A 19,420-nucleotide genomic window follows, 5' to 3' on the forward strand; every position below is an offset into this window, starting at 1 on the left:
ATAAGTTTATATTCTTTGTTGTCATTCATCAGGCCCCTTACCCTGACTAAAAATCAGACCATGGAAGACCTGTGTGATGCAATTGACAGCCCCTTTACCCAACCTGAGCCCGCTCTCCGATGAGCAGCAGCGCCAACTGAACCAGGTCCTCTCGACCCTCAACACCCAGCAACTGGCCTGGGTGAGCGGTTATCTCTACGGCCTCTCCCAGTCCACTGGCCAGGTTGCCGGCCAGCCGGTAGCTACCGCAGGCGCGGCACCCGCCGGCAGCCTGACCATCATCTACGGCTCCCAGACCGGCAACGCCAAGGGCGCGGCCGCCGCCATCCAGAAACAGGCCGAGGCTCAAGGCCTGCCGGTGACTCTGGTCTCCATGGCCGATTACAAACCCAAGCAGCTCAAGAAAGAGAGCCACCTGCTGGTGGTAGTGAGCACTTACGGGGAGGGCGAGCCGCCGGAGAGCGCGGTCGATCTGTTCGAGCAACTCAAGAAGGGCAAGATAGGCAAACTCGAGGGCCTCAAGTTCGCGGTACTGGGTCTGGGCGACAGCTCCTATGAGTTCTTCTGCCAGACCGGCAAGGACTTCGACGGCTTCCTCGCCAAAGCAGGGGCCGAGCGTATTTATGAGCTCGCCAGCCTGGACGTGGATTATCAGGAGGCTGCCAAGGCCTGGGGCGAGCAGGCGGTCAAGGCCATCGCCACCACGCTGTCTGCTGGCGCCTCAGCCGGTGCGGCGACGGCCAGCGTGACTGGTGCTGTACAGGCGGCAGTCGGCCACAGCCAGTATCACAAGGAGAATCCCTTCCCGGCCCGCTTGTCAGTCAACCAGAAGATCACCGGCCGCGACTCCACCAAGGACATCCGCCACATCGAGATCAGCCTGGAAGATTCGGGCATCACTTATCAACCCGGCGACGCCCTCGGCATCTGGTTCGACAACGATGCCAGCCTGGTGGGGGAAGTGCTGGCCCTGACCGAGCTGCGCGGCGATGAAGCCACCACCAAGGGCCCCCTGCGCGACGCCCTGAGCCGTCACTTCGAGCTGACCCGGCTGCACGGCGGCTTTATTACCGGCCTCGCCGAAATCTCGGGCAACGCCGCCCTGAAGGATCTGGCCGGCGACAAGGCCCAGGTCAACGCCCTGGTCGCGTCCGCCCAGGTGGTGGATGTGTTGAAACGCTTCCCGGCCAAGCTCGGCGCCGACCAGCTGGTCAGCCTGCTGCGTCCGCTGACCCCGCGCCTCTACTCCATCGCCTCCGCCCAGAGCGAGGTGGAGGAAGAAGTTCACCTCACGGTCGGGGTGGTGCGTTATCCCCAGACCGACGGCACGGTGCGCTCGGGCGGCGCCTCCTCCTATCTGGCGGATCGCTTGCCCGAAGAGGCCGAGGTGCGGGTGTTCGTGGAGCACAACGACAACTTCCGCCTGCCGGCGAACCCGGATACCCCTGTCATCATGGTGGGCCCCGGCACCGGCATAGCCCCGTTCCGCGCCTTTATGCAGGAGCGTGAGACTCTGGGTGCCTCGGGCAAGAACTGGCTGTTCTTCGGCAACCCTCACTCTACCCAAGACTTCCTCTATCAGGTGGAGTGGCAGCGCCAGGTTAAATCCGGCCTGCTCAGCAAAATCTCGCTGGCATTTAGCCGGGATCAGGGCCACAAGATCTACGTGCAGGACAGACTGCGCGAGGCGGGCCTCGAGCTTTACCAGTGGCTGGAGGCCGGCGCCCACTTCTATGTGTGCGGCGACGCCAACCACATGGCCAAAGATGTGCAGCAAGCGCTGCTGGATGTGATTGCCGAACATGGCCACAAGAGCCGTGAAGAAGCAGAAGAGTATTTGAGCGAATTGCGTCGTGCCAAACGTTATCAAAGGGATGTCTATTGATGAGCAAGCAAACTATTCCGGGACCGGTTGAAGGACCGTTGGCCGACAACGAGCGCCTCAAGCGCGAGAGCAACTTCCTGCGCGGCACCATAGCCCAGGATCTGCAGGATCCTCTCACCGGCGGCTTCAACGGTGACAACTTCCAGCTGATCCGCTTCCACGGCATGTATCAGCAGGATGACCGCGATATCCGCGCCGAGCGCGCCGCCCAGAAGCTGGAACCGCTGCACAACGTCATGCTGCGTGCCCGCCTGCCCGGCGGCATCATCAGCCCGGCCCAGTGGCAGGTGATCGACAAGTTTGCCGAGGAGCACAGCCTGTACGGCAGCATCCGCCTCACCACCCGCCAGACCTTCCAGTTCCACGGTGTCTTGAAGCGCGACATCAAGCTGATGCACCAGACCCTGAACAGCACCGGCATCGACTCCATCGCCACCGCCGGCGACGTGAACCGCAACGTGCTCTGCACCAGCAACCCGGTGGAATCCGAGCTGCACCAAGAGGCCTACGAATGGGCCAAGAAGATCTCCGAGCACCTGCTGCCCAAGACCCGCGCCTACGTGGAGATCTGGCTGGACGGCGAGAAGCTCGGGGGGGATGAGGAGCCCATCCTCGGCTCCAACTACCTGCCGCGCAAGTTCAAGACGACTGTCGTGATCCCTCCCCACAACGACGTGGACATCCACGCCAACGATCTGAACTTCGTGGCCATCGCCGATGGCGGCAAGCTGGTGGGCTTCAATGTGCTGGTGGGCGGCGGGCTCGCCATGACTCACGGTGACACCAGCACCTACCCGCGCAAGGCGAGCGACTTCGGTTTCATCCCGCTCTCCCACGTGCTGGAGGTGGCGGCCGCCGTGGTCAGCACCCAGCGCGACTGGGGCAACCGGGTCAGCCGCAAGAACGCCAAGACCAAGTACACGCTGGAACGAGTCGGCGTCGAGGCGTTCAAGGCCGAGGTGGAGAGCCGCGCCGGCATCCCGTTCGGGCCGGTTCGCCCCTATGAGTTCACCAGCCGTGGGGATCGCTTCGGTTGGGTCGAGGGGATCGATGGCAAGCACCACCTGACCCTGTTCATCGAGAACGGTCGCCTGCTGGACTTCCCGGACAAACCCCTCAAGACCGGCATGCTGGAAATCGCCAAGGTGCATCAGGGGGACTTCCGCCTGACCGCCAACCAGAACCTCATCATCGCCGGCGTACCCGCCAAGGAGAAGGCACGCATCGAGCAGCTGGCCCGTCAATACGGCCTGCTGGACGATGGCGTGAGCGAGCAGCGCAAGCAGTCCATGGCCTGCGTGGCCCTGCCCACCTGCCCGCTGGCGATGGCGGAAGCCGAGCGCATGCTGCCGGCCTTCGTCAGCGACATTGAAGGCCTGCTGACCAAGCACGGGCTGGCGGATGACGCCATCATCTTCCGGGTCACCGGCTGCCCCAACGGCTGCGGCCGCGCCATGCTGGCGGAGGTGGGGCTGGTGGGCAAGGCCCCCGGTCGCTACAACCTGCACCTGGGCGGCAACCTGGAGGGAACCCGCATCCCGCGCCTCTATCAGGAGAACATCACAGAGCCGCAGATCCTGGCCGAGCTGGACGCCCTCATCGGCCGCTGGGCCAAGGAGCGCCAGGGCGCCGAGTGCTTCGGCGACTTCGTGATCCGCACCAAGGTGGTGGCCCCCGTCATCGATTCAGCGAGAGACTTCTATGCCGCTTGATCTGCAATCCCTCCTCGGCCTGAGCCGGGAGGAGCAAACCGAGGCGCTGGCTCCCCTCAACCGGGAGCTGGATGCCATGAGCGCCCCCGAGCGAGTGCGCTGGGCGCTGGCCAAGCTGCCGGGAGAACACGTGCTGTCGTCCAGCTTCGGCATCCAGGCGGCGCTGATGCTGCACCTGGTGAGCCGGGAGCGCGGCGATGTGCCCGTGGTGCTGACCGATACCGGTTATCTGTTCCCCGAGACCTATCACTTCATCGACGAGCTGACCGAGCGCCTCGCGCTGAACTTGCGGGTCTACCGGGCCGACCACTCCCCCGCCTGGCAGGAGGCGCGCTTCGGCAAGCTGTGGGAGCAAGGGGTGGAGGGGATCACCCGCTACAACCAGCTCAACAAGGTGGAGCCCATGGACAGGGCGCTGCGGGAGCTCGGTGCCCAGACCTGGTTCTCGGGCCTGCGCCGGGAGCAGTCCGGCAGCCGGGGTCAGTTGCCGGTGCTGGCCATAGCACGCGGCTGCTTCAAATTCCTGCCGGTCATCGACTGGAGCAACAAGGACGTCTTCTACTACTTCAAGGAGTTCGACCTGCCCTACCACCCCCTGTGGGAGCAGGGCTATCTGTCGGTCGGCGACGTGCACACCACCGCCAAGTGGGAGCCGGGCATGAGCGAGGAGCAGACCCGCTTCTTCGGCCTCAAGCGCGAGTGTGGCCTGCACGAGGAGAGCGGCGAGCAAGGCTCCGACCGCTGATCCTTCCCGTCATCACGCGGATCCGAGAATAAGAAAACGCCCGGCAACTGCCGGGCGTTTTTATGCCAGAGGTTCAACAGGCTGACGATGCGCAGGGATGGCGCTGCCGCCTGTACATTCCCTCATCGTGCCGCGAAGCGGGCTCAGTGCGCGGCGGCGCGAGCCTCCGCCAGCCAGCCCTCGACCAGGGCCTCATGCCCCTTGAGCCAGGCATCGGCATGGCGCTCCACGTCCGCCGGCTTGTTCTGTCCCTTGTTCATCAGGCCGTTCTGGATGTTGATGTCGTTGAGGGGCAGCTTGACGATGCTGAACAGTTTGGCCGCCGCCGGATTGGCATCGGTGAAGGCCTTGTTGGCGACTATGTGCATGGTGTTGACGGTGAAGCCGTAGTTCTTGCCGTTCGGCAGCCGGGTCTTGGCCGCCTCCTTGCCATCGGCCGGCACCTCCAGCCAGACCACGTCCCGCCCCGGCACCAGCTCGCTGCTCAGCCAATAGGGCGTCCAGGTGTAATAGAGCACCGGTTTGCCGCTCTGGTAGCGGGCCAGGGTGTCGGCGATCAGGGCCGCGTAGTTGCCCTGCTTGTGGGTGACGGTCGGGGTCAGGCCAAACTCGTCGAGATGGCGGTTGATCGCCCCCTCGCAGCCCCAGCCCGGGTTGCACCCCACCAGATCGGCCTTGCCGTCACCGTCGCCGTCAAACAGGGCCGCCAGTTTGGGATCTTTCAGCTGACCAAGGTTGGTGATGCCGTATTGAGTGGCCGTCTTCTTGTCGATGAGATAGCCCTGGGCGGCGCCCGCCACATAGGTTCCCTGGCGGAAGAACACCTTGTCGCCCCCCGCCTGTTCGTACTTGTCGTCCTGCAGCGGGATCCAGTTAAAGGCCAAGAAGGTGCCGTCCCCTTGCGCCACCGAGGCATAGGCCACGTTGTAATCCACCTCCTGCGCCGGTTGTACCTCATAGCCCAGCCGCGTCATCAGCTTGCTGACCAGCAGGCTCTGGAAAGACTCTTCCGGCAAGGAGCTCTGCAGGGGCTGCACCTTGACGCCCTCCCCCGGCAGCTCGGTGCTGGCCATGGCGACCGTGCTCAGCAACAGGGTGCCCAGGGTCAGGCTCTTGGTGATGCGTCTCATGAGGTTACTCCTTTGCAATGAATGGATTTGCTGCGACCGCACAGGCGCAGCAGCAGCGCCATGGGGCCACGCTGATACCAGCGGCCGACCCGGCTGCGATCCGGCTGCCCCATCGCCTGGGTCAGGCGGTCGAGGACGATGGCCAGCAGCACTATGCCGAGGCCGCCGATGGAGGCGAGCCCCATGTCGAGGCGGCCTATGCCGCGCAGCACCATCTGGCCCAGGCCGCCGACCGCGATCATGGAGGCGATCACCACCATGGAGAGCGCCAGCATCAGGGTCTGGTTGACCCCGGCCATGATGGTTGGCATGGCGAGCGGCAGTTGCACCTTGAACAGCAGCTGGGAGGGGCTGGCACCGAACGAGTGGGCCGCCTCCACCAGATCGGCGGGCACCTGCCGGATCCCCAGCATGGTCAACCGGATCATGGGCGGCAGGGCGAAGATGACGGTCACTACCACCCCGGGCACGTTGCCGATGCCAAACAGCATGACGATGGGGATGAGGTAGACGAAGGCCGGGGTGGTCTGCATGGCATCCAGCAGCGGCCGGGTCCAGGTGGAGAGCCGCTCGCTGCGGGCCAGCAGTATGCCGACCGGCAGCCCGATCAGCACGCAGAAGAACAGCGAGGTCAGCACCAGCGACAGGGTCACCATGGCATCGGACCAGGCACCGATGAGGCCTATCCCGATGAGGGAGACCAGGGTGCCGAGCGCCATGCGGCCGTTGACCAGCTGCCAGGCGATCAGGGTCAGCAGGCCTATCATCAGGGCGGAGGGCACCGTCTGCAGCAGGTGAGTCATGGCGTTGAGGGTCAGCTCCACCGGCGCCCGCACCAGCTGGAACACAGGCCGCAGGTTCTCCACCAGCCAGCCGATGCCGCTCTCGACCCAGCGGTCCAGCGGCACCAGCGCCTGCTGGAAGGGATCCAGCCAGTCGATGGAGGCCCCGGTATCCGCCGTGGCGATCTGGTTCTGCCAGTCGGCGGCCTGGGTTTCGGTGCTGCCCCAGGGATCGCTGGTAGCGGTGGTGGCCGTAGCGGCCCAGGGATCGGCCTGCGCCTCGTCGGCCCAGGCAGGGCCGCTCGCCAATAACAACAGCGCCAGCAAGCCGGCCAGCAGACGGTGAGGGATCAAATTCATAGCGGGGTACTCCTGTCCAGGGTGTTCAGCAGGTTGGCCTTGGAGATGAGCCCAAGGTAGGTACCATCCTGCTCGACCACGGGCACCTGACAGGGTGCGGCGGCCACCTGGCTGATGAGTTCGTTGAGGGAGGTGTCGGCCAGGATGGGCTGGATATCCGCCAGCAGCGCCTGCTCCAGGCTCCCCCTGTCACGCACCGCCTGACTCAGCGACTCGACCGAGACGACCCCGATGAAGTGGCGGCTGCGATCCACCACGTAGCCGTACTCCCGCTCCAGCTCCTTGAGCTGGCGCAGGGCGTTGCCCGGCCCATCCGTGGTGTGTTTCTTGATGAGCGGCGTCTGCTTGCGACTGGCCACATCCCGGGCGCTGAACACGTTGGCGAGATCCACCCCGCGAAAGAAGGCGCGCACATAGTCGTTGGCGGGCTGGTTCAGGATCTCGTCCGGGGTGCCGACCTGCACCACCTGGCCATCCTGCATGATGGCGATGCGATCGCCGATGCGCATCGCCTCGTCCAGATCGTGGGAGATGAAGACGATGGTGCGCTGCTGGCTGGCCTGCAGCTTGAGCAGCTCGTCCTGCATCTCGGTGCGGATCAGGGGATCCAGCGCGGAGAAGGCCTCGTCCATCAGCAGGATGTCGGGGTCATTGGCCAGCGCCCTGGCCAGGCCGACCCGCTGCTTCATGCCGCCGGAGAGGGCATCGGGGTAGGCGTCAATCCACTGCCCCAGGCCCACCTGGTGCAGTGCCTGACGGGCACTCTGCTGGCGCTCCGCCAGCGGCACCCCGGCCAGCTCCAGGCCGAAGGCGGTATTTTCCAGCACGCTCAGGTGGGGCATCAGGGCGAAGGATTGAAACACCATGCTGATCTTCTTGCGCCGCACCTGGCGCAGCTCGCTGTCCGAGATGGCGGCTATGTCCTCGCCGTCGATCAGCACCTGACCACGGGTCGGCTCGATGAGGCGGTTGAAGAGGCGCACCAGGGTGGATTTGCCCGAGCCGGAGAGGCCCATCACCACGAAGATCTCCCCCTCGTGGATGGCCAGATCGACCCCCTGCACCCCTAGCGTCTGTCCTGTCTTGTGCAGGATGCTGGCACGGTCGTGGCCTTTTGCCAGCAATTTGAAGGCCTTTTCCGGCTGTTCTCCGAAGATTTTATAGAGTGATTTGACTTCGAGTTTGACTGTCATACTGTCCTTTTTTCATGGTCGACATCTGGGTGATTAGCCTGCCGAACGCGAACCAATTACTTTCTACACTAAACAATTTACATGAATAACAAAAGAACCATAAGAGTCCAAACAAATTACTTCAGTCATAAATAACTGATTTTTATAACTTATTTACAGCAACAAAAATTCAACAGATGACCGAATAACGCCGAAAAAACATGAGATTCTTGCAATAAAAATCCATAACCATTCCATTTAATGAGCAAAATCAAGCGAATGAGGGTCATGGCGGAGGGCCACTCCCGGGTGGATGGCTGCCGCCCATGAAGGGCCCTTAAATAATTACAATACTAACTATATTTAATCGCTATGAGGGGAACACTCGGAGGGGGTTGGGCAGAGCGAGAATAGATGCCGGGTGCGACGGCCAAGCCGCAAAAAAAGCCCCTCGCAACGGGAGGGGCCTGCTTGGTGCGAGTGGACTAGCGTCGCTGCCAGGTCTCAAAGCTGTAGGGGTGCGGGTTCTTCTCGTCCGCCGGGTGCGCCTCACGCTCGAGGCACTGCCACTCCCCCTCGTCGAAGGTGGGGAAACGGGTGTCCCCCGGGACCGCCAGCTCGATCCGGGTCAGGTAGAGACGATCCGCCCTCGGCAACAGTTGGCCATAGAGATGGCCACCGCCGATCACCATCAGCTCATCCACCGCCTCGCCGCTCGCCAGCAGCGCCAGCGCGGCCTCGACCGAATCGACCACCTCCACCCCATCGACCCGGTAATCGGGGTTGCGGCTGATCACCAGGTTGCGGCGCCCGGGCAGCGGCCGACCGATGGACTCGAAGGTCTTGCGCCCCATCAACACCGGCTTGCCCAGCGTGACCCGCTTGAAGTGGGCCAGATCGGCGGGCAGATGCCAGGGCATCTGGTTGTCCAGCCCGATAACGCGATCCTGCGCCATGGCGGCAATCATGGAAATTTGCATGGGTTCAGCCTCTTGCAGCCTGTCTCAGACAATGGGCCGGTTACGGTACACGACCAGGGAGGGGATCGCCAAACCGAAACTGAGCGCCCCCACGATAAACAACACCTTGAGGCCATTGGTCACCGCATGATGGATGAGCTCGGTGGTCACCCCCGAGATGTTGAGCTCCACCACGGCGATCATGGTCTTGAACGCATAGCTGCCGGGGATCATGGGGATGATGGAGGCGACGCTGAACACCGGCCGGGGGGCCAGCAGACGCTGCGACCAGTAGACGCAGACAAAGCCGACCGTGGTGGACGCCGCCAGGGTGGCCCACTCGATGGGCATGCCGTAATGGATCAGCAGGGTACGCAGGCTGTGGGCCAGGGCACCGCCCATGGCGCAATACTTCAGCATGCGCGGCGGCACGTTGAACAGCATGGCGAAGCCCACCGCCGGGATGGCCGACCAGAACGCATCCCTGGCCAGCAGCAGGAGCAGATCCATCATAGTGTTTCCCCCAGCCGAACCGGCAACTGCTGGCGGCGGATAAGCGCTGCACCTAGGGGGGATGGCCCTGGCCCGCAGGCCCTTTCATTTCGCCTCATATCGAGTCCCACCACAGCTTCCAGCCCCAGATCCCGGTGACCGACATGGCCAGCACTATGCCGATGACGGCGCTGACGGTGAGCAGGGTCGCCGTGCCCCAGCGGGCCAGCCCCAGATTGAAGTAGCCCTTCACCATGTCGGACACGGCGTTGATGAGCGGGAAGCCCGGCACCAGCAACAGCACGCTGGCCGCCATGGTGAGATAGGGTTGGTCTCCCCACTGGAAGTAGGTGGCGCTGGAGGCGATCAGGGTGGCGACAAACCCGGTCACGGCGAAGTTGATGAGCGGGCTGTGGTGATGGCGGGCCATCAGCTGGCGCACCCGCATCGCCACCGCAGAGGCGACGAAGGTCACCAGGAAGATGGGCCAGTCGCCGCCGAACAGCAGGCTGAAGGCGCCACAGGAGAGCCCCACCATGGGCACCACCAGCCAGGGGTGATAGTGGAATGGCACTATGCCATCGAGCCGCTGGCGTACCTCCCGCACCCCGACAAGCTCCTTCTCCGCCAGGATGCAGAGGCGCTGAACCTCGCACACCACCTGCATGTTGATGCCCTGATCCCGCACCCGGCGGGTGGTGGTGACGCAGTTGCCCTGATAGAGGCTGGTCAGCACTATGGCGCTGGCGGAGATGGCCATCTCGACGCTCTCCAGCCCGAGAGCCAACCCGAGCCGGACCGTGGTCTGCTCTATGATGCGCCCCTCGGCCCCATGTTGAGCCAGCAGCTGGCCCACCTTGACGATGATCCGGGTGATCTCTGTCTGTTGTTCCGGTGACAGCACCCTTCTTGGCGTGATACTTCTCATAATCCCTTAGAGTCGTAGCAAGATGAAATGTGCCGAGATACTACCCCAAACGGTATAGTCCTTCACCCATATCTGATGATTTAGCCAGCCCAGATGTTATTTATCCGGCGCCCAGCGCCGCTTGGCAGCAAATAACAAACAAACCACCCAACTAATTAACATCGGGTGGTTTGCCTGCAAGAATATGCGGGGGAATAAAGAGAGCGGGGGGCTAATACCTTATTTATTGCGCCTATGATCCGACAGTTGAATCACATTATTCAGCGGCGGCCGCGCCTCCTCCCGTGCCGATGACTCCTCCTGCAGCTGGCTCATATGACGGCGCATGGCATAGAAAGAGTCGTGCATCATGTTGGCGATCCGGATGCAGCTATCCAGATTATTCCGGGCCAGACGCCGCTGGCAATCGATGCGAAATTGCAGGCCCCGCAGCCGCCGTTGCCGATCCGGCCCCACCTGCGCGATCAGGGCATCTATTTGCTGGTGCAACAGCTCATCGAGCCGCTCCGGCTCGTCGAGGGCCCAGTGTTTCAGAGTATCGAAATCAGGCAGCTCCATATGCCCTCCTGGCCAGAGGCCTCATGTGTGACACTTCATGACTACGTTCAGCACATAATTTCACCGTCCGTAAGGAAGGTTATATAAGATCGCGGTGGATCTGGTTCAGCCCCTACCGCGTCACAGGAGTCCTGTTTTAAGGCAATGGTGAGAGATTATGGGGGAGTTAAAGATTTATTCTTTATGAATCATATGATTATCAACATGATGCCAGTGCCACTTTTTTTATAAATTTTATCGGCTCATGTCGTGGGCTTTATTCCCAAACCATCGATAAACACAGAATTGTTTTCGTTCGAATCAGATTCTCCTGCTCATGGTGGCAAAGCTCGCCATGCTTTAACATATCTCACTGATTATGTTATTTTATTTGCCACTTTTCCGAGCGACAAAGAGCACAGCATGAGCAAGGCAAGAATCGGCATCGTCACCGTCAGCGATCGCGCCAGTGCAGGCATCTATGAAGATCTGTCCGGCAAGGCCATCATCGACACCCTGAACACCTACCTGACCTCCGAGTGGGAGCCCGTCTACCGGCTCATCCCGGACGAGCAGGCGCAGATCGAAGCCACCCTGATCCAGCTGGCGGATGAGGAACAGTGCAGCCTCATCGTCACCACGGGCGGCACGGGCCCCGCCAAGCGGGACCTGACGCCGGAGGCCACCGAGGCGGTCTGCGATCGCATGATGCCGGGCTTCGGCGAGTTGATGCGGGCAGAATCCCTCAAGTTCGTGCCCACCGCCATCCTCTCCCGCCAGACCGCTGGCCTGCGGGGCAGCAGCCTCATCGTCAACCTGCCGGGCAAGCCCAAGTCGATCCGCGAATGCCTGGATGCGGTCTTCCCCGCCATTCCGTACTGCATCGATCTGATGGAGGGCCCCTACCTCGAGTGCGACGAGAGCGTCATCAAGCCATTTCGTCCCAAGAAATAAGAAAATGGACGGGAGGAATCCCGTCCATTTTTATTGATGGCAGTTCACCCGGCCTCATGACCCGTTAATTACCCCCATACAGCTCCGATTATGGCGACCCGCATGCCGGAACCTTGCCGGTCGGTTGCCATATCTTCTTTTAGCTCCCGACTGAAATAACTCCTCTTGCCAGATGCTTTTATGGTGCAGGCGCGACGTCGTCAGGGCCGGGCACGCCGCCCTTAATTACTCCACATCGCCATCAATTGGGATTCCATGGCTTCCTCCTGCTCATCCGGCAGGCTGGCGAAGAAGTCGAGCCCGGTCTGCTCCTCCACCGCATCCACAGTCACTATGTAATCCGCCAGCTTGCTGGCCGGAATATTCTGCTGTGGCAGTATGAAGGCGATGGCCTCCTGGTTCGCCACGTCCATCACCACTCGGTAGTAGGCGTGGGGCACTGTCACACCGTTACCGATGGAGGCATCCGAGTTGGTGAAGATGGGGCCGGTGATCACATAGACATCCTGATAGGCGACGGCCCACTGGCGGGTCTTCTCCTCCAGGATGCGCCAGGCGCCCTGATTGAGCGCCGGCAGTTGTGGCGTCATGTTGGTCAGCAGAAAGCTCTGCTTCATGGTGGTGGCGGTGGAGCGCATGTCCGCCGCCGGTGCCTGGTGACCGCGGTCATAGCCGGAGCCCTTGTAATCCGCCAGGGTGGCGCGGAACTGCACCGGCACCTCCTTGTCCTCGGCGAAGGCATCCTTGCGCGGCACCTGGCCCTGGGCGCTGGCCGCAGTCATCCGATAAGAGACCCAGTCAGACACCTTGGTGTCGTAGTTGTAGCCGGCGGCGTAGCCTTCCCGGCACAGCAACTGGCTGGATTGGCTGGGCACCCCCAGGGTCACATGATCCTTGCATTGGAAACCCGCCGCCAAGGTCGGGAAAGCGCTGAGAGTAAATCCGATAGCCAGTATTAACTTATTAATATTATTCATTATTATGCCACTCCTTGTGTTAGGCGGAGTGATTTGACACCAGGTCTGATGAGTTAGGCAATTGCGCGAACAAGGAGCTTTTTGGAAACGTGAAGGAGGCGACAATCTGGCCAAAATCCTGCGGCCAGCTGGGGGATTGTCATCGCGACGTCATTGTGCTGAACATGGTGTTTTTTCCATGTAATCAAATAGATGTGGGTCTAAAAAGCGGGGCGACTGCCCCGCTCTGCGACCCGCCGATCAGCTCTTGACCTGGGGTCTCGGGGTATCGGCCTGGGACGGTGGCAGTATGGGCAGCACTATCTGCGGCTGCTCGCCGGTCAGGCTCTTGAGGAAGGCGGTCATGTCCTGTGCCTCCTGCTCGCTCAGGCGCTGACCCAGTTGAATGTCCGCCATGATCTGCACCGCCTCCTTCAGATCCCAGACGGCCCCGTCGTGGAAGTAGGGGGGAGTCAGCTCTATGTTGCGCAAGGTGGGAACCTTGAACCAGCCGATGAACTGCTTCTCGCCGGTCACACCGCCCCGCCCCTGGGCCGGGTTGCTGGTCTCGTAATGCTTGACCAGCCCCATCTTCTGGTAGGAGTTGCCGCCGATGGCGACCCCGTTGTGGCAGGCGGTGCAACCCTTGTCCTTGAACAGCTGATAACCGGTCAACTGCTGCGCCGTCAGCGCCTTGGCATCTCCCTTCAGCCAGCGATCGAAGGGAGCATTGGGGGTGACCAGAGTCTCCTCGAAGGCGGCGATGGCGTCGGTCACCTCGTCGATGCCGAAGTCCGCCTTGCCGTAGACGGCGTCGAAGCGGGCGCGGTACTCGGGCAGCGTGTGCAGGGTCTCTACCGCCAGCTTGTGGGTGAAGGCCATCTCCAGCGGGTTGGCGATGGGGCCGCCCGCCTGCTCTTTCAGATCCTTGGCGCGACCATCCCAGAACTGCACGAAGTTGAGGCTGGAATTGAGCACGGTCGGCGAGTTGATCGGCCCCTCCTTCCATTTATGGCCGAGGGAGCTGACTTGATTGTCCACTCCACCGGTCGCCAGGTTGTGGCAGGAGTTGCACGAAATGGCATTGGACTTGGACAGCCTCGGCTCGAAGAACAGCATCTTGCCCAGCTCGACTTTCGCCGGATCTCCCACCTTGACGGCTTCCACCGGTTGCACCGGCTCGCTTGCCCACCCCAGTCCGGGCAAGGATAACGCCAGCAGCAGATAATATTTATTCATTATTCTCTCTCCCTTGAGTCTGCGAATGATCGCAGTCCCAGCCTGACGGAGAAATACCGGGTATTATTTGTTCAAGATCAAGATGAAAACGCTAAAACAACAATAAAAACAATGACTTTAATTTTTATGGACGGAATAAGGGCGGGGCCTTGCGGGGATAAAACAGCCGAATCTGGATGCGTGAATTATGAACAAGTGATGCCGAAACAACAGCCAATTAATTAGATTGGGGCCATTGAATAAAGCGATTATTAAATATTCAATGCCCGTTCCTCATTATTAGCATGCATATCAAATATATCATTCGATAATGCGCGATGGATCCGCCGAATATCGCTGCAAATAACGTAAAGAGGCGCAGGCATTATCAATAAAAAAAGAGGGCCAAGTGGCCCTCTGTTATCGCTCAGCATTCTCTCACAGGCTGGCGGCAATCTTTGCCCCCAGGGCGGCGTTGTTCAGCACCAGCTGAATGTTGGCCGCCAGGGAGTTGCCACCGGTCAGCTCGCACACCCGCGCCAGCAGGAAAGGCGTAGACTCCTTGCCCTTGACGCCCTGCTCTTCGGCTTCCTGCAGCGCCTGTTGGATGGCGGCGTCGATGTCGGCCTTGGGCATGGCAAACTCGGTCGGGATCGGGTTGGTCACCACGGCGCCACCGGCCAGCCCCAGCTCCCACTTGAGGCGCAGGGCCTCGGCGATCGCCGCCGGGGTATCGAGGCGGTAATCCACCTTGAAGCCACTCTCACGGGTGTAGAAGGCGGGCAGCTCCTCGGTCTGGTAGCCGATGACCGGCACACCCTGAGTCTCCAGGTACTCCAGGGTCAGGCCGATATCGAGGATCGACTTGGCACCGGCGCAGACCACGGCCACCGGGGTATGGGCAAATTCCTGCAAGTCAGCGGAGATGTCGAAGGTCTCCTGGGCACCGCGGTGCACACCGCCAATGCCGCCGGTGGCAAACACCCGGATCCCGGCCATGGCGGCGACGATCATGGTGGATGCGACCGTGGTCGCCCCCAACCCCTTGTTCGCCAGCACGAAGGGAATGTCGCGACGGCTGCACTTGGTGGCGGCATGACCGGCCTTGCCCAGCGCCTCCAGTGCCCCCGCATCCAGACCCACCTTGAGGCGACCATCCAACAAGGCGATGGTGGCCGGCACGGCACCGTTGTCGCGCACCACTTGCTCTACCTGGCGCGCCGTCTCCACGTTCTGCGGATAGGGCATGCCGTGGGAGATGATGGTGGACTCCAGGGCCACGACCGGCTTGCCGGCGGCCAGGGCCGCGGCGACTTCAGGTTGGATATCGAGATAAGCGTTCAACATGGGTACTCCTCCAGCATGCGTTCAACGGTGGCCTTGGACAGGCCGGAAAAAACGGTATCGGAACAATTGACGGTGAGGGCGGCGCAGCCGAGGGCGAAACGGGTCGTCTCGGCCACGTCCTGCTCCTGCAACCAGGCGTGGGCCAGCCCTGCCATGAAGGCATCGCCACCGCCGGTCACATTGATGACGGGGCTGCCGAGCACGGGCAGATGGCCCTGGCGCTCCCCGTCGCTATAGAAGATCCCCTGCTCACCGAGGCTCAGGAACAGCCGCTGCACCCCGGCGCGATGGAACCAGGCCGCCGCCATGGTCCAGGTGTCGGGACCGGCGATGGTGAAGCCGCACAGCTGCTCGGCCTCGCTGCGATTGGGTTTGAGGGTGTGGATCCGGTGCAACCAGGGGCGGATCTTCTCCACCTTGGCCACCGAGACGGTGTCGACGAAGATGATGTGCTCCCCCTGGCGCTCGAACAGCCAGTCCAGGGTGTGAGTCGCGAGGTTGGTGTCGAGCACCCAGAGGCTGGCCGCCCCGAGAAAACCGGTGAGCGGGGTGAGCCGGGCCGGGGTGAGTTCGTCGATGATCCCCATGTCGTTGACGGCGCAGCTCATTTCGCCACTGCCATCGTGCAGGCTGAGGTAACAGGAGGTCGCCTTGCCATCCAGCATCAGTACCTGGCGCACGTCGACGCCGGCGCGCTGGGTCACGTCCAGCAGGTGATGACCGTATTGATCGTTGCCCACCGCGCTCAGCAGCCGGGTATCTGTGCCAAGCCGTGCCAGGTTCTCGGCGATGTTGCGCCCCACCCCGCCGGCGGAGGTCCGCACCTGGCCCGGGTTGGAGTCACCGATGCGCAGGTTGTCGTGGCTGGCGCCGCAGATATCCATGTTGGCACCGCCGATCACCACGGCGTAAGGCCCTTCCCGCAGCACATAACCCCGTCCCTGCACATAACCCTGGCGCATCAGGCTGGAGATATGGCTCGCCAGCGCCGAGCGGCTGATGCCGATCCTGTCCGCCAGATCCTGCTGGGCAATCATGGGATCCTGGCGCAGCAGGGCGAGGATCTCTTGTTCACGCTCCGTCATAGACAAACATCCAGTTGTAAACGTTTGTCTATTATTATCCAAAAACGTTTTCCCGCCATCGCCGCATACAAAAAATGTCGGGTCACGCACAAAAAATCACCGGGCATGGCCCGGTGATAAAAAAGGGTTTTCAGATGATGCCATTCAGCCCAGCAGCACCCAGACCTCGTCGTCGCTCAGCATCACCGGCCAGCAGGCCACGCGCAGGGCCGGATCGTCCAGGCAGCGGCCATCGGCCAGGGCATAGCGCTGCTTGTAGAGCGGCGAGGCGACCACCGGCTCGCCGCCGCAATCCCCCACCAGCCCCCGCCCCAACACTGCCACTCCGGCCAGGGGATCCACCGCATCCAGCGCATAGACCCGCTCCCCGAGCCGGAACAGTGCCAGCGCCCGCCCCCCCAGCCAGGCGCTGCGACCCGCCTGCTCCGGCAGGGCCGAGAGTGGGCACACCCGCAGCCACTCCCCGTGCTCCGACGGCAACATGTCTTCCTTGAGCGCCTTCATCTCAACCTCCTGCTCTCGATGGCTGCCTTCCAACTCACAGATGCCGTTCATATCACCTCCTTGATGCTGATGGCTGATGTGCAACCGGCTGGCCCCGCTCATATCACCTCCTTGATGCTGATCTCCGGCACCCACTGGCCCCGCTCCTCTCGCCGGGGCGGCGTCTCGTCTTCGGGCCGATTGACGAAGGCCTCGAACAGCTTCAGCTTGTCCGGATCCGCCAGGGTGCTCTTCCACTCGCACTGCCAGGTGCCGACGATGTCGTTCATCATGGCCTCCAGCTCGGTGCCAAGGCCGAGCCTGTCCTCGATGATCACCGACTTGAGGTAGTCGAGGCCGCCCTCCATGCCCTCCATCCAGACCGAGGTGCGCTGCAGCCGATCACCGGTGCGCACGTAGAACATCAGCAGCCGGTCGATGTAGCGGATCAGGGTCGGCTCGTCGAGATCGGTGGCAAACAGGTCGGCGTGGCGCGGCCGCATGCCGCCGTTGCCGCACACATAGAGGTTCCAGCCGCGCTCGGTGGCGATGACGCCTATGTCCTTGCTCTGGGCCTCGGCGCACTCCCGGGTGCAGCCGGAGACCGCGAACTTCAGCTTGTGGGGGGCCCGCAGCCCCTTGTAGCGGTTCTCCAGGGTCTGGGTCAGGGTCATGGAGTCCTGCACCCCGTAGCGGCACCAGGTCGAGCCCACACAGGACTTCACAGTACGCACCGACTTGCCGTAGGCCTGACCGGTTTCGAACCCCGCCGCCACCAGCTCGCCCCAGATGGCGGGCAGCTGATCGACCCGGGCACCGAACAGGTCGATGCGCTGGCCGCCGGTGATCTTGGTGTAGAGGCCGTACTTGCGCGCCACTTCCCCTATGGTGATGAGCCCCTCCGGGGTGATCTCCCCGCCGGGGATGCGCGGCACCACCGAATAGGTGCCGTCTTTTTGCAGGTTCGCGAGGAAGGCGTCGTTGCTGTCTTGCAAGGCGCGATGCGGCTTCTCCAGCACGTGCTCGTTCCAGAGCGACGCCAGTATGGAGGCGGCCGTCGGCCGACAGACATCGCAGCCCAGCCCCTTGCCGTGTTTGTCCCGCAGCGCCTCGAAGCTCTTCAGCTCGCCGACCCTGGCCAGGTGATAGAGCTCCTGGCGGCTGTGGGCGAAGTGCTCGCACAGCCCCTTGTCCGCCTCGACCCCGATTTCGCTCAGGGTCTGCTCCACCACCTGTTTGAGCAGGTTGCTACAGCCACCACAGCCGGTGCCCGCCCTGGTGCAGCTCTTCACCGCCGAAAGCTCGTGATTGCCCGCCTTGACCGCGGCCACCACGGCCCCCTTGCTGACGTTGTGACAGGAGCAGAGGATGGCGCTGTCCGGCAGCACCAGGGGCGCCGCCACGCCGCCCGCCTCTCCCACCAGCAGGGAGAGCGGCGGCTGTGGCAGCGCCACCCCGTTCTGGTAGTACTGCAACAGCCGCTCATAGTCCGCGCCATCCCCCACCAAGATGGCGCCGAGCAGGCGACTGCCCTCGCCGTCGGTCACCAGCTTCTTGTAGATGCCGTTGACCCTGTCCAGCAGCAACAGCTCCTGGGCGCCGGCGGTGCTGGCATGGGCATCGCCGATGGAGCCCACGTCCACCCCCATCAGCTTGAGCTTGGTGGACATGTCCGCCCCGGTGAAATGTGTCTCGCCGCCGCACAGGCTGGCCACGGCGGCACGGGCCATCTGATAGCCGGGGGCCACCAGCCCGAAGATGCGGCCCTGCCAGAGCGCGCACTCACCGATGGCGAAGATGGCTGGATCCGAGCTGTGGCAGCCGTCGTCGATGCAGATGCCGCCGCGCTCACCGACACTCAGCCCGGCCTGGCGGGCCAGGCCATCGGCGGGTCGGATGCCGGCCGAGAACAGCAGCACGTCTGTCTCAAGGTGAGAACCGTCCTTGAAGCGCAACCGATGGCGGGCCTGCTCCCCGTCCTCGATGCACTCGGTGGCCTTCTCCACCAGCACCTCGACCCCGAGCCCCCGGATCTTGTCCCGCAGCACGGCGCCACCGCTCTCGTCGAGCTGTACCGGCATCAGTCGCGGGGCGAACTCCACCACCTGGGTCTTGAGCCCGAGCAGCCGCAGCGCATTGGCCGCCTCCAGCCCGAGCAGGCCGCCGCCGATCACCACGCCGCTGCGCGCCCCGGCGCAGGCATCGCGGATGGCGGCGAGATCCCCCAGGGTGCGGTAGACGAAGCAGCCTTCCCGCTGATAGCCGGGAATGGGCGGCACGAAGGGCACAGAGCCGGTCGCCAGCACCAGCCGGTCGTAGCCGAAGCGCTCGCCACAGGCGAGGGTCAGGGTGCGGGTCGCCCTGTCCAGCACCTCCACCTCGGCCCCCAGCCGCAACCCGATGCCCTGCGCCTCATACCAGGCGGGATCCGCCATCCGCAACGCCTCCGGCGCCTTGCCGCCGAATACCTCGGACAGGTGCACCCTGTCATAGGCGGGATCCGGCTCGGCGCCGAATACCGTCACCTCGAACTGGCTCAGGCCACCGGCCGCCACCAGCTGCTCGATAAAGTGGTGGCCGACCATGCCGTTGCCGATCACCAGCAGTTGCTGTTTCTCAACCCTCTCGGGCGATTCGACGAAGTGGTGGTCCATCTCATCATCCATGCCGTTGCC

Annotated in this window: 17 protein-coding genes; 4 read left to right on the top strand and 13 right to left on the bottom strand. The window is 62.7% G+C overall.

Annotation, left to right across the window (positions count from 1 at the left end):
- The first annotated feature begins 76 nt into the window (after nt 1–76).
- The 3 genes from BN1124_RS18170 to BN1124_RS18180 are packed head-to-tail and all read left to right on the top strand — an operon-like array spanning nt 77 to nt 4,342.
- Nucleotides 77–1,885, top strand: coding sequence for an assimilatory sulfite reductase (NADPH) flavoprotein subunit (locus BN1124_RS18170; RefSeq protein ID WP_042644211.1), 1,809 nt, complete (start codon nt 77–79; stop codon nt 1,883–1,885).
- Nucleotides 1,885–3,597, top strand: coding sequence for an assimilatory sulfite reductase (NADPH) hemoprotein subunit (cysI, locus tag BN1124_RS18175; protein WP_042644213.1), 1,713 nt, complete (start codon nt 1,885–1,887; stop codon nt 3,595–3,597). Before BN1124_RS18170 ends, cysI begins: the two co-directional genes overlap by 1 nt.
- A complete protein-coding gene (locus BN1124_RS18180; RefSeq protein ID WP_042644215.1) occupies nt 3,587–4,342 on the top strand; it encodes a phosphoadenylyl-sulfate reductase in 756 nt (251 codons plus the stop codon). Before cysI ends, BN1124_RS18180 begins: the two co-directional genes overlap by 11 nt.
- 143 nt (nt 4,343–4,485) lie before the next feature.
- On the opposite strand, the gene proX is transcribed toward BN1124_RS18180, so the two are convergent.
- The 7 genes from proX to BN1124_RS18215 all read right to left on the bottom strand — a co-directional run bounded on the left by proX (nt 4,486) and on the right by BN1124_RS18215 (nt 10,723).
- Entirely contained in the window at nt 4,486–5,472 is a 987-nt protein-coding gene (proX, locus tag BN1124_RS18185) for a glycine betaine/L-proline ABC transporter substrate-binding protein ProX (RefSeq protein ID WP_042644217.1), read from the bottom strand.
- Nucleotides 5,469–6,614, bottom strand: coding sequence for a glycine betaine/L-proline ABC transporter permease ProW (gene proW, locus BN1124_RS18190; protein WP_042644219.1), 1,146 nt, complete (start codon nt 6,612–6,614; stop codon nt 5,469–5,471). Before proW ends, proX begins: the two co-directional genes overlap by 4 nt.
- Nucleotides 6,611–7,807 (bottom strand): glycine betaine/L-proline ABC transporter ATP-binding protein ProV, encoded by a 1,197-nt coding sequence (gene proV / locus BN1124_RS18195; RefSeq protein ID WP_042644221.1) that lies wholly within the window; start codon nt 7,805–7,807, stop codon nt 6,611–6,613. Before proV ends, proW begins: the two co-directional genes overlap by 4 nt.
- Before the next feature lie 464 nt (nt 7,808–8,271).
- Nucleotides 8,272–8,766, bottom strand: coding sequence for a type 3 dihydrofolate reductase (folA, locus tag BN1124_RS18200; RefSeq protein ID WP_042644222.1), 495 nt, complete (start codon nt 8,764–8,766; stop codon nt 8,272–8,274).
- A 24-nt stretch (nt 8,767–8,790) separates the two neighbouring features.
- Nucleotides 8,791–9,258: a threonine/serine exporter family protein gene (locus BN1124_RS18205; protein WP_042644223.1), complete on the bottom strand. Its 468-nt coding sequence runs from the start codon at nt 9,256–9,258 to the stop codon at nt 8,791–8,793.
- 94 nt (nt 9,259–9,352) lie between these two features.
- Nucleotides 9,353–10,165, bottom strand: coding sequence for a threonine/serine exporter family protein (locus tag BN1124_RS18210; RefSeq protein ID WP_042644225.1), 813 nt, complete (start codon nt 10,163–10,165; stop codon nt 9,353–9,355).
- Between the two features lie 219 nt (nt 10,166–10,384).
- Nucleotides 10,385–10,723: a DUF3135 domain-containing protein gene (locus BN1124_RS18215; protein ID WP_042644227.1), complete on the bottom strand. Its 339-nt coding sequence runs from the start codon at nt 10,721–10,723 to the stop codon at nt 10,385–10,387.
- Between the two features lie 402 nt (nt 10,724–11,125).
- On the opposite strand from BN1124_RS18215, the gene mog reads away from it, so the two are divergent.
- Nucleotides 11,126–11,656, top strand: coding sequence for a molybdopterin adenylyltransferase (gene mog / locus BN1124_RS18220; RefSeq protein WP_042644229.1), 531 nt, complete (start codon nt 11,126–11,128; stop codon nt 11,654–11,656).
- A gap of 221 nt (nt 11,657–11,877) precedes the next feature.
- On the opposite strand, the gene BN1124_RS18225 is transcribed toward mog, so the two are convergent.
- From BN1124_RS18225 to nirB, 6 genes are all read right to left on the bottom strand, one after another.
- Nucleotides 11,878–12,633 (bottom strand): DNA/RNA non-specific endonuclease, encoded by a 756-nt coding sequence (locus tag BN1124_RS18225; RefSeq protein WP_042644231.1) that lies wholly within the window; start codon nt 12,631–12,633, stop codon nt 11,878–11,880.
- 240 nt (nt 12,634–12,873) lie between these two features.
- The gene (locus tag BN1124_RS18230; protein ID WP_042644235.1) at nt 12,874–13,851 is read right to left on the bottom strand and encodes a cytochrome-c peroxidase; all 978 of its coding nucleotides are present in this window, start codon (nt 13,849–13,851) and stop codon (nt 12,874–12,876) included.
- 417 nt (nt 13,852–14,268) lie between these two features.
- Nucleotides 14,269–15,177, bottom strand: a complete 909-nt coding sequence (locus BN1124_RS18235) for a pseudouridine-5'-phosphate glycosidase (RefSeq protein ID WP_042644237.1) — start codon at nt 15,175–15,177, stop codon at nt 14,269–14,271.
- Nucleotides 15,171–16,262, bottom strand: coding sequence for a PfkB family carbohydrate kinase (locus BN1124_RS18240; protein WP_042644240.1), 1,092 nt, complete (start codon nt 16,260–16,262; stop codon nt 15,171–15,173). Before BN1124_RS18240 ends, BN1124_RS18235 begins: the two co-directional genes overlap by 7 nt.
- Before the next feature lie 144 nt (nt 16,263–16,406).
- Nucleotides 16,407–16,817, bottom strand: a complete 411-nt coding sequence (gene nirD / locus BN1124_RS18245; RefSeq protein ID WP_231553675.1) for a nitrite reductase small subunit NirD — start codon at nt 16,815–16,817, stop codon at nt 16,407–16,409.
- A gap of 47 nt (nt 16,818–16,864) precedes the next feature.
- Nucleotides 16,865–19,411, bottom strand: a complete 2,547-nt coding sequence (gene nirB, locus BN1124_RS18250) for a nitrite reductase large subunit NirB (RefSeq protein ID WP_197066235.1) — start codon at nt 19,409–19,411, stop codon at nt 16,865–16,867.
- Nucleotides 19,412–19,420 lie beyond the last annotated feature (9 nt).

The organism is Aeromonas eucrenophila (assembly GCF_000819865.1).
Lineage (GTDB): Bacteria > Pseudomonadota > Gammaproteobacteria > Enterobacterales > Aeromonadaceae > Aeromonas > Aeromonas eucrenophila.

What these genes read in the sequence shown, in the direction of transcription:
- BN1124_RS18225 (WP_042644231.1), bottom strand. Translation starts at nt 12,633, where the DNA reads ATGAATAATATTAATAAGTTAATACTGGCTATCGGATTTACTCTCAGC.
- BN1124_RS18230 (WP_042644235.1), bottom strand. Translation starts at nt 13,851, where the DNA reads ATGAATAAATATTATCTGCTGCTGGCGTTATCCTTGCCCGGACTGGGG.
- BN1124_RS18210 (WP_042644225.1), bottom strand. Translation starts at nt 10,165, where the DNA reads ATGAGAAGTATCACGCCAAGAAGGGTGCTGTCACCGGAACAACAGACA.
- proV (WP_042644221.1), bottom strand. Translation starts at nt 7,807, where the DNA reads ATGACAGTCAAACTCGAAGTCAAATCACTCTATAAAATCTTCGGAGAA.
- nirD (WP_231553675.1), bottom strand. Translation starts at nt 16,817, where the DNA reads ATGAACGGCATCTGTGAGTTGGAAGGCAGCCATCGAGAGCAGGAGGTT.
- cysI (WP_042644213.1), top strand. Translation starts at nt 1,885, where the DNA reads ATGAGCAAGCAAACTATTCCGGGACCGGTTGAAGGACCGTTGGCCGAC.
- nirB (WP_197066235.1), bottom strand. Translation starts at nt 19,411, where the DNA reads ATGGATGATGAGATGGACCACCACTTCGTCGAATCGCCCGAGAGGGTT.
- folA (WP_042644222.1), bottom strand. Translation starts at nt 8,766, where the DNA reads ATGCAAATTTCCATGATTGCCGCCATGGCGCAGGATCGCGTTATCGGG.
- BN1124_RS18170 (WP_042644211.1), top strand. Translation starts at nt 77, where the DNA reads ATGCAATTGACAGCCCCTTTACCCAACCTGAGCCCGCTCTCCGATGAG.
- mog (WP_042644229.1), top strand. Translation starts at nt 11,126, where the DNA reads ATGAGCAAGGCAAGAATCGGCATCGTCACCGTCAGCGATCGCGCCAGT.
- BN1124_RS18240 (WP_042644240.1), bottom strand. Translation starts at nt 16,262, where the DNA reads ATGACGGAGCGTGAACAAGAGATCCTCGCCCTGCTGCGCCAGGATCCC.
- proX (WP_042644217.1), bottom strand. Translation starts at nt 5,472, where the DNA reads ATGAGACGCATCACCAAGAGCCTGACCCTGGGCACCCTGTTGCTGAGC.
- BN1124_RS18235 (WP_042644237.1), bottom strand. Translation starts at nt 15,177, where the DNA reads ATGTTGAACGCTTATCTCGATATCCAACCTGAAGTCGCCGCGGCCCTG.
- proW (WP_042644219.1), bottom strand. Translation starts at nt 6,614, where the DNA reads ATGAATTTGATCCCTCACCGTCTGCTGGCCGGCTTGCTGGCGCTGTTG.
- BN1124_RS18215 (WP_042644227.1), bottom strand. Translation starts at nt 10,723, where the DNA reads ATGGAGCTGCCTGATTTCGATACTCTGAAACACTGGGCCCTCGACGAG.
- BN1124_RS18180 (WP_042644215.1), top strand. Translation starts at nt 3,587, where the DNA reads ATGCCGCTTGATCTGCAATCCCTCCTCGGCCTGAGCCGGGAGGAGCAA.
- BN1124_RS18205 (WP_042644223.1), bottom strand. Translation starts at nt 9,258, where the DNA reads ATGATGGATCTGCTCCTGCTGCTGGCCAGGGATGCGTTCTGGTCGGCC.